Origin of the sequence: Stenotrophomonas sp. AN71, from assembly GCF_050435725.1 — a bacterium.
GTDB lineage: Bacteria > Pseudomonadota > Gammaproteobacteria > Xanthomonadales > Xanthomonadaceae > Stenotrophomonas.
Genome location: NZ_JBNDKU010000006.1, coordinates 154106 through 167243, shown reverse-complemented (window position 1 = coordinate 167243; position 13138 = coordinate 154106). Strand labels below are relative to the sequence as shown.

The 13138-nt window shown below is 67.8% G+C and carries 9 protein-coding genes; 3 read left to right on the top strand and 6 right to left on the bottom strand.

Features of this window, described 5'->3' with window-relative positions:
• Positions 1-4 precede the first annotated feature (4 nt).
• The 4 genes from ABH900_RS11750 to ABH900_RS11735 are packed head-to-tail and all read right to left on the bottom strand — an operon-like array spanning position 5 to position 3825.
• Positions 5-2053: a phospholipase D family protein gene (locus tag ABH900_RS11750; RefSeq protein WP_429623022.1), complete on the bottom strand. Its 2049-nt coding sequence runs from the start codon at positions 2051-2053 to the stop codon at positions 5-7.
• The gene (locus ABH900_RS11745) at positions 2050-2667 is read right to left on the bottom strand and encodes a YceI family protein (RefSeq protein WP_429623021.1); all 618 of its coding nucleotides are present in this window, start codon (positions 2665-2667) and stop codon (positions 2050-2052) included. The genes ABH900_RS11750 and ABH900_RS11745 overlap by 4 nt, the downstream gene beginning before the upstream one ends.
• Positions 2668-2671: 4 nt before the next feature.
• Complete coding sequence (locus ABH900_RS11740; protein WP_429623020.1) at positions 2672-3148, bottom strand: SixA phosphatase family protein; 477 nt, start codon at positions 3146-3148, stop codon at positions 2672-2674.
• 47 nt (positions 3149-3195) lie between these two features.
• Positions 3196-3825, bottom strand: coding sequence for an AAA family ATPase (locus tag ABH900_RS11735; RefSeq protein ID WP_429623019.1), 630 nt, complete (start codon positions 3823-3825; stop codon positions 3196-3198).
• Positions 3826-3948: 123 nt separating this feature from the next.
• Here ABH900_RS11735 and ABH900_RS11730 point away from each other — a divergent pair, with 123 nt between their 5' ends.
• Positions 3949-5433, top strand: a complete 1485-nt coding sequence (locus ABH900_RS11730) for an AAA family ATPase (protein WP_429623018.1) — start codon at positions 3949-3951, stop codon at positions 5431-5433.
• Between the two features lie 587 nt (positions 5434-6020).
• Here the strand turns inward: ABH900_RS11730 and ABH900_RS11725 are convergent.
• On the bottom strand, positions 6021-6656 hold the full coding sequence (locus tag ABH900_RS11725) for a tetratricopeptide repeat protein (RefSeq protein WP_429623017.1): 636 nt from the start codon (positions 6654-6656) through the stop codon (positions 6021-6023).
• A gap of 169 nt (positions 6657-6825) precedes the next feature.
• Between ABH900_RS11725 and ABH900_RS11720 the strand changes: the two genes are divergently transcribed.
• Positions 6826-10512 carry an indolepyruvate ferredoxin oxidoreductase family protein gene (locus ABH900_RS11720; RefSeq protein ID WP_429623016.1) on the top strand — a complete coding sequence of 1229 codons (3687 nt, stop codon included), beginning with the start codon at positions 6826-6828 and terminating at the stop codon, positions 10510-10512.
• Positions 10513-10585: 73 nt separating this feature from the next.
• Here ABH900_RS11720 and ABH900_RS11715 read toward each other — a convergent pair whose 3' ends face one another.
• Entirely contained in the window at positions 10586-11200 is a 615-nt protein-coding gene (locus ABH900_RS11715; RefSeq protein WP_429623015.1) for a DUF938 domain-containing protein, read from the bottom strand.
• Positions 11201-11489: 289 nt separating this feature from the next.
• Between ABH900_RS11715 and ABH900_RS11710 the strand changes: the two genes are divergently transcribed.
• A complete protein-coding gene (locus ABH900_RS11710; RefSeq protein WP_429623014.1) occupies positions 11490-13121 on the top strand; it encodes a TldD/PmbA family protein in 1632 nt (543 codons plus the stop codon).
• Positions 13122-13138: the final 17 nt, after the last annotated feature.

Here is a 13138-nt window from a genome sequence, read left to right as displayed (position 1 = left end):
ACCTTCAGAGAATAGGGACGAGGCCGGCGCCGAATGCGGTGAGCATGCGTACCAGCAGCCACTTCGGGCCGACGTTGACCTCGGGGAAGTCACCCACGGCGACGTAGCAGCGATGGAAATCCGGGTCCTGCCGCGGCAGTGGCTGCACGCAGTCCGGGCCGGGCTTGAACTCGTAGTCGGTGGCGTAGCGCCATGGCCAGAAATCAAGGATCGGCAACGCCTCGGAGGCCTTGCCGACGCTGTAGTTCAACCCCGACAGCACGGGCGGCTTGGCCCGCGGCGCCACCGTCCACGAGTTCTGCGGATGGGTATCGCGCAGGATGCTCTCGGCCAGCTGCTCGGCAAAGACCGGGTCGTCGATGATCACCGCGCCTTCGGTGTTGTAGTTCTCGCTGCGCGGATCGAAGTTGTGGGTACCGACCACGCCGATGCGACGGTCGACCACCAGCGACTTGGCATGCAGGCCCATGCGCGCGCCCTTGCGGGTGACCGGCAGCGGCTTGTTGACTGCCTTGCTGCCCAGGAACGAGGGCCGGGTCTCGGTGCGCAGCAGGCGGGTCTCGACCTCACTGCCGACGGCGCGGCGGCGTTCGCGCGCGTTCTGGTAGGCGCTGCCGGTACGCGGATGGTTGACCGGGCCCTGCGTGGCGACCGGCGGCGGGGCATCGTTGCCGCCGCCCGCGTTGCTGCCCGCGGCGCTGCCGCCCAGCAACGGGTTGCGTCCATCGTCCTCGTCGCCACCCGGCGCGGCGATCGGGTCGGGCAGCAGGTTGCGGTAGTCGACCGGCGCATCCAGCGGGAACGGCTTGTATTCGAAGATGTTGAAGCCCAGTTCGCGCATGTTGCGCCGCTTGTACTTGTACGACAGCGCATACACGATCGGATTGTCGGTGGCCGCCAGGCTGTTGCTGGACACCACCACGCGCGGTGGCTGCGGACGCTTGCGCAGCTCGCGGAACAGCTTCTGCGCCGGCTTGGACAGCACCAGGTACGGCGTCTGCAGGATCACTTCCTTCTGCGCGCCGGCGATCAGCGCGTCCAGCTGCGGCTCGGTCACGTGCTGGCCGGCCAGCGGTGCATCGGCCTTCTCCCGGCGGTGCTTGCGTGGCAGGTCGGCCACATAGCGCACCGACGCCACCGGCAAGGCCGTATCGACGAAGGCACGGGTGACGAAGTCCATGTCGTTGGCTTCGGCACTGACCCGCTGCACCCGTTCGGGGCGCCGGAAGCTGGCCGGCGGCAGCGTGGGCACGCCCTCGCGCAGCAGCGTGCGGCCGACATCGTTCAGGCGCTCGGCCGGCACACTGCGGTGAGCGCGCCAGAACGCATCGAAGTTGGCGGCCATCGCCCGTGCCTCCGGCCCGGCGATCAGCACGTCGCGGTCGCGGAAGTTGTATTCGCGGTCCCAGTCGTAATAGTCGTCCTGGTAGTTGCGGCCACCCACCACGCCGATCGCATCGTCGATCACCAGCAGCTTGTTGTGCATGCGCTGGTTGAAGCGGCGGAAGCAGCACAGCACGCTGCCGGCGTAGTCGAAGTAGTTCAACCGGGCCTTGCCGAAGGTCGGGTTGTAGACCCGCAGCTGGAAGTTCTGGTGGGCGCCGGACAGCGCGCCGAGGATCTGCAGGTCGGAGATCGCCGAAAGCTGGTCGATCAGCACCCGCACCTTCACCCCGCGCCGCGAGGCGGCCAGCAGTTCGTCGATGACCAGCCGGGCACTGTCGTCCTTGTCGAAGATGTAGGTTTGCAGGTCGATGCTGCGGGTGGCGCTGCGCAGCAGGTTCAGGCGCGCCACCAGCGCGCCCTCGCCCTCGTCCAGCAGGGTGGCGTAGTGGCGCGGCTGTTCCGGGGTGGATTCGGTGAAGGCCCGCCCGGCCAGTGCGCGCAGCGGCGAATCCTGCGCGCAACGGTCCGCGCGCGTGCAGTCGACCACGGTCGAGCGCCCCTGCACGGCGATGGCCTCGGCACGGTCGCGCTCGGCATGCGACAGCGATGCGCAGCCGCTGCCCAGCAACACGGTTGCCAGCGCCAGTACACGCAGCAGGAAGTTCACGGTTTCGGCGCCTCGCTCAGGCGCGCACGCAATACGAAGGTCACTCGGTCACTCAAGGCAAGCTGCCAGCTGTCCATTCCATACCGGCCTCGCTGCACGGTACCGCGGCTGACGACATCGCAATCATAGCCGGGTCGGGCGCACTCCGCCTTCTCGACCTGCAGCGACTCGGGGTGGCTGATGCCGCGCAGGGTCAGCCGACCATTGATGTCGCCGCCCTGTTCCACCGTCTCCGGCCAGTATGGCAGCGAGTCGAACTCGACCACCGGGTGACGCCCGGCGTCGAAGAACTCCTCGCCGCGCATCCAACCGGTATAGCGCGCCTTGCCGGGGATCTCGACCGACCGGGTGAACATCTTCAGGTGCACCTGGTGACGGCCGTCGGAGAGGATCTCGATGCGCCCCTCGAAGTGCGGGAACACCCCTTCGATGCGCTGGCCGAAACGGGTGCGCACCTCGAAGCCGATCCGCGAGCGCAGCAGATCCAGGTGCAGCACCCGTGGCGCTTCGGCAACCACCGGCGGCAGCGGGGTGGGGGGAGGTGCCACGGCCCAGGCCGGGCCGAACGCCAGCAATGCGGGCAGCAGGAAGCGGCTGCGCCGCGCCAGGCTCATTGGATCACGGCCACCAGAACGCGTTCAGGCTGGCCACACCCGGCTCGATCGACGCCTCGCGCGGGAAGCCGAGCACGGCGATGCCGGCCGGCGGCATGCCGCGGTAATCGCTACTGGTGCCTTCGGTCATCAGCGCCACCAGGCGTTCCAGGCCGGGGTTGTGGCCGACGATCAGCACGCGGTCGAGGTCGCGGCGGTCATCCACCAGCGCCGCCAGGGTGCCCGGGGTCGCCTCGTAGATCCGGTCTTCCAGGCGCTTTTCCACGTAACCGATGGTGGACAGCACGGCTTCCAGGGTCTCGCGGGTGCGCCGCGCCGGCGAACACAGCACGCAGTCCGGCAGCAGCTTGTTTTCCTTCAGCCACTTGCCAGCGGCTTCGGCTTCGGCCAGCCCCACCGGCGACAACGGCCGGTCGAGGTCGGCCTGGCCGGGGGTGGCCGGTTCGGCATGGGCATGGCGCAGCAGGATCAATTCACGCATCGCGGGATTCCATGGGTAGAGGGTGCAGCAGACAGAGTGATGCAGCGTTACAGCTTCAGCCAGGACAGCAGCGGCTCCCAGTCGGCCTGGTGCTCACGCACCTGGGCCGAACGGTAGTCGAACAGGCTGCGGCCCAGGCCGGTCATGACCACGTAGCTCTGGCTGTCGCGCAGCTGTGCGACCACCGGGTACGGCCAGTCAGCCAGCATCTGCAGCGCCTGCTGCGAGGTCTGGGTCCAGGGTTTGGTACGGTTGAGGACCAGGCCGACCGGCAGCTTGCGGCTGTGCACGCGCGGGTTCTGGGCCAGGCTGTTGAGGAAGCCGACAATGGCTTCGATGTCCAACGCCGAGGGCAGCACCGGCACCACCACGGCGTCGGCCGCGTCCAGGAAATGGGGGATATCGTCGGCCAGCGCACCGGCCGGTGCGTCGATGATGACGGTATCGGTACCGTCGGGCAGCTTCTGCGCCCACTGCTTCTTCCGATACACGTCGATCGGCAGCACCGCGCTTTCCAGCCCGGCACGGCGCTGTGCCCAGCGGGTGCTGGAGCCCTGCGGGTCGGCATCGGCGATCACCGTGGCCTTGCCCTGCAATGCCGCGTACGCGGCCAGGTGGGTGGCGACGGTGGTCTTGCCCACCCCGCCCTTGGAACCGGCCACCAGGATCGTCTTCATGCCAGCCTCGCTTCCGGGTACGTGCCCCGAGCGTACACCGGCGGTGGTGACGGGAGGTAGCACCGTGCTGAACCAGCCGCCATCGCCTTTGCTATCGTGGCGCCCCCGAAGGATCGAACCGGCATGAGCGAACTGCAGGACCTGAGCGCACTGATCCGCGCCAATACCCCCCTGATCGTGATCGAGACCCAGGATGAGGGCCGCATCGTCGAGCTGTTCCGGCAGACGCTGATGCATGTGTGGCGGGCCCTGCACCGCTGGTCCATCACCGAGGGCCTGCGCCGTATCGACCTGGACCGCGAGGACGCACCGGTCGGCCCCCCCGATGCCAGCGCCGCCTTGCAGATGATCCGCCAGGCCGACCAGCGTGGCGTCTACCTGCTGCTGGATTTCCACCCCTACCTGGGCTATGCCAGCCACCAGCGCGCCCTGCGCGACCTGATCCAGCGCCGCCACAGCGAGCCACACGTGCTGGTGCTGATCGGCGCCAAGGTCGAGCTGCCGGCCGAGCTGGAAGCCCTGGCGGTGCGCTTCAACCCGCGCCTGCCCGATGCCAACGCCCTGCTGAAGATGCTGCGCGAGGAGGCCGACGCCTATGCGCGCGAGCACGGCGGCCGCCGCGTCGAGGTCGACAGCGAGGCGGTGAAGAAGATCCTGAAGAACCTGCAGGGCCTGAGCCTGGTCGACGCCCGGCGCATCGCCCGCCAGCTGATCTACGCCGACGGCGCGCTGCGCGACGACGACCTGCCGCAGCTGGCGCGGCTGAAGTTCGAGCTGCTCAACCGCAGCGGCCACCTGTTCTTCGAGCATGACAGCGCGCGCTTCGGCGACGTGGCCGGCGCCAACCGCCTCAAGCGCTGGATCAGCCAGCGCCGGGTGGCCTTCATCGCCGGCTCGGCACCGGCCGGGCTGGACCCGCCGCGCGGCATGCTGCTGCTGGGCGTGCAGGGCTGTGGCAAGTCGATGCTGGCCAAGGCCACTGCTGCCGGCTTCGGCGTACCATTGCTGCGCCTGGATGTGGGCGCGCTGTACAACAAGTACCACGGCGAGACCGAAGCCAACCTGCGCCAGGCATTGGCCTCGGCCGAACAGCTGGCGCCCTGCGTGCTGTGGATGGACGAGATCGAGAAGGGCCTGGCCAGTGGTGGCGAGGATGGCGGCGTGTCACGCCGCGTGCTCGGCTACCTGCTGACCTGGATGGCCGAGCGCAAGGCACCGGTGTTCATCGTCGCCACCGCCAACCAGGTGCACGAGCTGCCCGCCGAACTGCTGCGCAAGGGCCGTTTCGACGAGATTTTCTTCGTCGACCTGCCCAGCCCCGAAGTGCGCGTGGAACTGCTGCGGCTGCACCTGGGGCGACGCCAGCTCAATGCCGATGACTTCGCGCTGCCGGCACTGGCGGCCGCCGCCAACGGCTTCTCTGGTGCCGAAATCGAGCAGGCGATCGTGGCTGGCCTGTATGCGGCACATGCCGAGGGCCGGCCGCTGGATACCGAGCTGCTGATGAACGAGATCCGCGCGACGCGGCCGCTGTCGGTGCTGATGGCCGAACAGGTCGAGGCGCTGCGTACGTGGGCGTCGGGGCGCACGGTGTCCGCGGACGACTGAGGGTTCCTGCGAACGGCGCAGCCCCTCGTGGCTGGTCGCTCAAAGCAACAGCCGTGGTTGGCCGGGCGGGGTGGGTTCGCGGGGGACGCCGTAAACCCGTCCTTGGGGGCTTGGCCGCGGCATCCATGCCGCGGACACCCCCGCGAACCCACCCCGCCCGTCCTCTGACAGTTTCCGGGGGCAATCAGCCACGTAGAAGAAATAAGAAGAGCAAAAGCAGAAGCGGTTGGCTGGCTGCTCTTGATGGCGTGGGGTCAGATCCGTTTTCCACAGGAAAACGGATCTGACCCCAGCTCAATTTCGATCCTTGGCAGAGATTCATCCACGCATGGCGTGGATCTACCGTGTCGACCAAGGTCGACACCTACCAACAGCCGCCTGAACCTGTCGAAGGCGGGGTACTGTGGGTTTGCGGGGTGTGAGCCGCATGGATGCGGCGACCAAGCCCCCATGGACGGGTTTACGGCGGCCCCGCAAATCCACAGTGCCCCGCCATCCCTCAGGAAACTCGCTTTGGCTTTGGCTTTGGCTTTGGCTTCGGCCGTTGCCTCTGCGGGTGCCGGGTGCAACCCGGCCGAACCCCTCCCTCAGGGCCAGGCCGGCGGTGCGGCCGCCCAGGCCTGCTGCACCTCCGCCAGCGACGCGCGCTCGTCATCGCGCCACAACGGCAGCAGCTGCGCATAGCGGCTGTTGTCGCTCCATTGCGTCGGCTCGGTGCGCACGGCGGCGGCGTACCACTGCACCGCCTCCTGTTTCTGACCCGCCCGCCACAGCGCCAGCGCGTAGGTAGGTGGCAACCAGGCCGGCTTGCTCAGCGAGCCGCCCGCGGCAGCCTGCCATTGTTCCAGGGCGGCCTCGGCCTGGCCCTGCCGCAGCAGGTCCCAGCCGTAGTTCCAGCGCACGCCACGGCCCAGACTGCCCTGCACCGGTGCGTCCTTCAGTGCCTCGCGGTACAGCTGCTCGCCGAGCTCGGTACGGCCCTGGGCGATCGCGACGGAGGCCAGCTGTACGGTGGCCTCCACGGTGCGCCGGCCGCGCTCGCGCTGCTTGAGCAGCTGCGCCACCAGCGCATCCCCCTCTGACTGCACCACGACCATCGGCATCGCCGCCGCATCGCTGTCGAAGTAGAACTCCTGTGGTGCCGGCACCACCGGCGCCGCCCATACAGAAGCGGTTCCCGAGACCAGCAACACGCTGCCCAGGATCTTTCCTGCAACTGACATCCCTTCTCTCCAGGCCGCAACCGCAGCCTCCCTCTCTCTCCCCGATCCTAACCGCAGCGCGGCCAGCGGCGCGAGTGCCGGGGGCCGCAGGGCCCCGCTGCTACAATTCGCGCCTTTCCCGCCGCGTGCCCGCACGCGGCCGGTGCCAGCCGATCCTACCGGGCCAGCCATGACCAGTACCGCGCAACTCACTTCGCCCTCTTCCGCCGATCTGATCGACCGTGATTACACGCTCGACCACAAGTACACCCGCAACGAGGGGCGGATCTATCTGAGTGGTGTGCAGGCGCTGGTGCGGCTGCCGCTGATGCAGCGCCTGCGCGACGAGCACGAAGGCATCGACAGCGCCGGCTTCGTCAGCGGCTACCGCGGCAGCCCGCTGGGTGGCTTTGACCTGGAACTGTGGCGCGCACGCAAGCACCTGGAAGCGGCCAAGGTGAAGTTCACCCCGGGCCTGAACGAAGACCTCGGTGCCACCATGGTGTGGGGCACGCAGCAGACCAACCTGTTCCCCGGCGCCAACGTGCAGGGCGTGTTCGGCATGTGGTACGGCAAGGGCCCGGGCGTGGACCGCTGCGGCGACGTGTTCAAGCACGCCAATGCCGCCGGCACTTCGCGTTATGGCGGCGTGCTGGCGCTGGCCGCCGATGACCATGCCTGCCGCAGTTCGACCCTGCCGCATGGCAGCGAGGACGAATTCGTCAGCGCGATGATGCCGGTGCTGAACCCGGCCGGTGTCCAGGACATCCTCGACATGGGCCTGCTGGGCTGGGCGATGAGCCGGTACACCGGACGTTGGGTCGGCTTCAAGACGATCGCCGAAACGGTGGAATCGTCGGCCTCGGTGGAGGTCGATCCGATGGCGCGCCGCATCGTGCTGCCGGATGACTTCGAGATGCCGTCGGGCGGCCTCAACATCCGTTGGCCGGACCCGCCGATGGACCAGGAAATGCGCCTGCATCGCTATGCGGTGAAGGCCGCTCAGGCGTTCGCCCGTGCCAACGGCATCGACAAGGTGGTGATGGACGCGCCGCGCGCGCGGCTGGGCATCGTCACCACCGGCAAGAGCTACCTGGACGTGCTGCAGGCGCTGGAATACCTGGGCCTGGACGAAGCAGCATGCGCCGCCATCGGCATCCGCGTGTACAAGGTCGGCATGACCTGGCCGCTGGAGCCGGAGGGCATCGCCCGCTTCGCGCAGGGCCTGGAAGACATCATCGTGGTGGAGGAGAAGCGTGCCTTCATCGAGCGCCAGATGAAGGAGCAGTTCTTCAACTGGCCGGCCAGCTGGGGCCAGCGCCCGTCCATCGTCGGCAAGTACGACGAGAGCGGCGAATGGATCCTGCCGTCCACCGGCGAACTCACCCCGGCCACCATCGCCGGCGTGATCGGCCGCCGCATCCAGAAGTTCTTCAACAACGAATCGATCGAGCAGCGCCTGCAATGGATGCAGGAGAAGGAAGCCGAGCTTGCCTTGCCGCGCGCCAGCTTCCCGCGCGTGCCGCATTACTGCTCGGGCTGCCCGCACAACACCTCCACCCAGGTGCCGGAAGGCTCGCGTGCGCTGGCCGGCATCGGTTGCCATTACATGGTGACCTGGATGGACCGCAGCACCGACACCTTCACCCACATGGGCGGTGAAGGCGTGACCTGGGCCGGGCAGGCGCCGTTCACCGATACCCCGCACGTGTTCCAGAACCTCGGCGATGGCACGTACTTCCACAGTGGCTCGCTGGCGATCCGCCAGGCAGTCGCGGCCGGCGTCAACATCACCTACAAGATCCTCTACAACGATGCGGTGGCGATGACCGGCGGCCAGCCGGTGGACGGCCCGCTGAGCGTGCCGGACATCGCCCGGCAGATGCGCGCCGAAGGCATCCACACCATCGTGGTGCTGTCGGACAACATCAGCAAGTGGACCGGCCAGCGCGAGCACTTCCCCAGCGATGTCGAGTTCCACGACCGCAGCGAACTGGACGCGGTGCAGAAGCACCTGCGCGAGGTGAAGGGTGTTTCGATCCTGATCTACGAACAGACCTGCGCCACCGAGAAGCGCCGCCGCCGCAAGCGCGGCAAGCTGGAAGATCCGCAGAAGCGGGTGATGATCAATTCGCTGGTCTGCGAAGGCTGCGGCGACTGCGGCAAGAAGAGCTTCTGCGTGTCGGTGCTGCCGAAGGAGACCGAGTTCGGGCGCAAGCGCGAGATCGACCAGTCCAACTGCAACAAGGACTATTCGTGCGTGAACGGCTTCTGCCCGAGCTTCGTCACCGTGCATGGCGGCCAGCCGCGCAAGGGCAGCAAGCGCGACGCGTCCACGCTGTTGGACAACCTGCCGGCGCCGACCGTGCGCGGCACGCTGGAACAGCCCTGGAACATCCTGATCACCGGCGTCGGCGGCACCGGCGTGGTGACCGTCGGTGCGCTGCTGGGCATGGCCGGCCACCTGGAAGGCAAGGGCGCGACTGTGCTCGACCAGACCGGCCTGGCGCAGAAGGGTGGCGCGGTGACCACGCACATCCGCATCGCGCGCCGCCCGGACGACATCCACGCCGTACGTATCGCCGCCGGTGAGGCCGATCTGGTGCTGGGCTGCGACATGGTGGTGGTCAACGACTACTGGGCGCTGTCGAAGGTGCGCGCCGGCCGTTCGCAGGTGGTACTGAACACCTATGAAGCGATGCCGGGCACCTTCACCACCCGGCCGGACATGCAGTTCCCGGCCGCCGACATCGTGGCTGGCGTGCGCGTGGCGCTGGGCGGCCAGGAGCCGCTGCTGCTCGATGCCACCCAGCTGGCCACCGCGCTGCTGGGCGATGCCATCGCCGCCAACCTGTTCATTCTGGGCTACGCCTGGCAGCAGGGCCTGGTGCCGCTGTCGTTCGAATCGCTGATGCGCGCCATCGAACTCAACGGCGCCGCCGTGGCGATGAACCAGCTGGCCTTCGCCTGGGGCCGCCTGGCCGTGGTCGATCCGCAGGCCGTGCAGCAGGCCGCCGGCCTGGTGCGCAACCGCCACACCGATACCGAATCCACCCCGGGCCCGCTGCACCCGCTGCCGCCGGGCGAATGGGAAGGCAACGAGTGGGGCGCCACCGCGGCACCGCGCAACACCGGCGACGAACGTGAACTGCGTGGCCTGCCCTCGCACGGTGGCGACGTAGCGTTCCTGCCGCTGGACGACGCGCGCCTGTCGCGTTCGCTGGATGAAATGATCGAGCGCCGTGCGGCCTTCCTGGTCGACTATCAGGACGCTGCCTACGCCAATCGCTACCGCGACCTGGTGGCGCGTGTGCGTGCCGCCGAGGCAGACCGCATCGGTGGTTCAACCGCGCTGACCGAGACCGTGGCGCGCTACCTGTTCAAGCTGATGGCCTACAAGGACGAGTACGAAGTTGCGCGCCTGTATACCAGCGGTGACTTCCAGCGCCGCCTGCAGCAGCAGTTCGAGGGCGACTACCAGCTGCGCTTCCACCTGGCACCGCCGCTGTTTGCCAAGAAGGATGAGCAGGGCCGGCTGCTGAAGAAGGAATACGGCCCGTGGATGTTCAAGGCGTTCGGCCTGCTGGCGAAGCTGAAGTTCCTGCGTGGCGGCCGCTTCGATGTGTTCGGCCGCACCGAGGAGCGCCGCATGGAGCGCCAGCTGATCGGCGACTACGAGGCCACCGTGCAGGTGTTGCTGGACGGTCTGGAGGATGATCGGCTGTCACTGGCGGTGGAGATCGCCAGCATTCCCGAGCACATCCGCGGCTTTGGCCACATCAAGGAAGCGCATTTCGCGCAGGCCAAGGCCCGTGAAGCGGCGCTGCTGGCGCAGTGGCGCAATCCGAAGGCGCTGCACATCGTGCAGGTGGCTTGAAGGTAGTGCCGGCCGCTGGCCGGCATCCCTCCTGGCAATCGGCTGCCGGCCAGCGGCCGGCGCTACCGGCGGTTCAGCCCAACCGCCATAACAGCAGCCGGTTGTTGGCCGGCATCGTTGCATCGCCCAGGCGGGTGAACCCGTTGTCCGCCGCCAGCGCCTGCACCGCTTCGCTATCGCGCAGGCCGCTACGCGGATCACGCGCCTTCAGCCACGCATCGAATTGCGCGTTGCTGTCGCTGGTGTAGCGACCGCCGTAATTGAACGGGCCGTACACCGCCAGCAGCGCGCCATGGCGCAGCACCAACGGCAGCGCGGCGAACAGCGCCTGCACGTGTTCCCAGCTCATGATGTGCAGCGTGTTGGCGCTGAATGCAGCATCGAACGTGCTGCCTTCCGGCAGGCACAGGCCGGTTGCCGGCGGCAACTCCACCTGCAGCGCCACCGGCGGCAGCAGGTTCAGCAGCGCCGCTTCGGCCCGCCATGCCTCGATGCCCGGCAGGTGGTCCGGGTGATCACTGGGTTGCCAGCGCAGCCACGGCCAGCGTTCGGCGAGGAAGGCCGCATGCTGGCCGGTGCCACTGCCGATTTCCAGAACCCGGTGGCGGTCACCCATCCACGGGTCGAGTGCGGCGGCGATGGGTTCGCGGTTGCGCTCGCAGGCTTCTGAATACGGCTTGCTCGACATCGAGACGGCGTCCAGGCGGGGTCGCCCCCATTGTGCACGAGGGGGGGTGGGCAGTAGATCCACGCCATGCGTGGATGCTTTTCAAATTCAATGTGAGATATCCGAGTCCGTTTGAGACTCATCCACGCATGGCGTGGATCTACCAGATCGTGGGGGCCCCCCTGCTCAAACCGGCCCCAACCATGACTGCAGTCACTTGTCCCCACGCCCCGCGCTGGCGAAAGTCAGGGAGTTGACGTGATCGGCTCGGCCTGTTGCCGGCCGCACGCAAGCGAGAGAGAGAAACGCTGTGCAACGACGTGAGTTCCTGGCTTTTTCCGGTCTGGGCCTGGCGGGCCTGCTGCTGCCGCATTCCCGTGCCATCGCCGCCGAGCAACTGCTCGCCCCGGTCGACACCGCCCTTCGCCGACGCCTGGCCGAGGTCGCTCTGGCGGCCGCGCGCAGCGCCAAGGCCAGCTACTGCGATGTGCGCATCGGCCGCTACCTCAACCAGTCAGTCATCACCCGCGAACACCAGGTGGGCAATGTGACCAACCGCGAGTCGTCCGGCGTGGGCGTGCGCGTGATCGTCAATGGCGCCTGGGGCTTCGCGGCCACCCATCAACAGACCGAGGCTGCGGTACGTGCTGCGGTCGAGCAGGCCACGGCCATCGCGCGCGCGAATGCCGGTATCCAGACCCGGCCGGTGCAGCTGGCACCGACCCCATCGGTCGGCGAGGTGCGCTGGCAGACGCCGGTGCGCAGGAACGCGATGGCGGTGCCGATCCAGGACAAGGTCGACCTGCTGCTGGCACTCAACGCCGCCGCGCTGAATGCGGGGGCCGACTACATCAATTCCACCCTGTTCCTGGTCAACGAGCAGAAGTACTTCGCCTCCAGCGACGGCTCATTCATTGACCAGGACATCCACCGCATCTGGCTGCCGTTCACCGCCACCGCCATCGACAAGGCCAGCGGCAAGTTCCGCACCCGCGCCGGCCTGTCCTCGCCGATGGGCATGGGCTACGAGTTCCTCGATGGCGATGCGCGCGGCAAGGTGCAGCTGCCCGGGGGCATCACTGCCTACCGCGATTCCTACGATCCGGTCGAGGACGCAATCGCCGCCGCCCGCCACGCCCGTGAGAAGCTGAAGGCGCCGTCGGTGAAGCCCGGAAAGTACGACCTGGTGCTGGACCCGTCCAACCTGTTCCTGACCATCCACGAGAACGTCGGCCACCCGCTGGAGCTGGACCGCGTGCTCGGCTATGAAGCCAACTACGCCGGCACCAGCTTCGCCACGCTGGACAAGCGCGACGCCGGCTTCCGCTGGGGCAGCGACATCGTCACCTTCTTCGCCGACAAGACCCAGCCGGGCAGCCTTGGCGCGGTCGGTTACGACGATGAAGGGGTGAAGACGCAGCGCTGGGATCTGGTGCGCGACGGCATCCTGGTCGACTACCAGGCCACCCGTGATGAGGCCCATATCCTCGGCCGCGACGCCTCGCATGGCTGCAGCTATGCCGATTCCTGGTCCAGCGTGCAGTTCCAGCGCATGGCCAATGTCTCGCTGGCACCGGGCAGGAAGCCGCTCAGTGTCGAGGACATGATCAAGGACGTGGAGAACGGCATCTACATCCATGGCCGGGGCTCGTACTCCATCGACCAGCAGCGCTACAACGCGCAGTTCGGCGGCCAGCTGTACTACCAGATCAAGGACGGAAAGATCGCCGGCATGGTCGAGGATGCGGCCTACCAGATCCGCACGCCGGAGTTCTGGAATGCCTGCAGCGCCATCTGCGATGAGCGCGATTTCCGCCTCGGCGGTTCGTTCTTCGACGGCAAGGGCCAGCCCGGCCAGGTTTCGGCGGTCTCGCACGGCTCGTCCACCACCCGCTTCAACGGCATCAACATCATCAACACCGCGCGCAGTCTCGGCGCTTGAGCCACCCATCCTTCGAC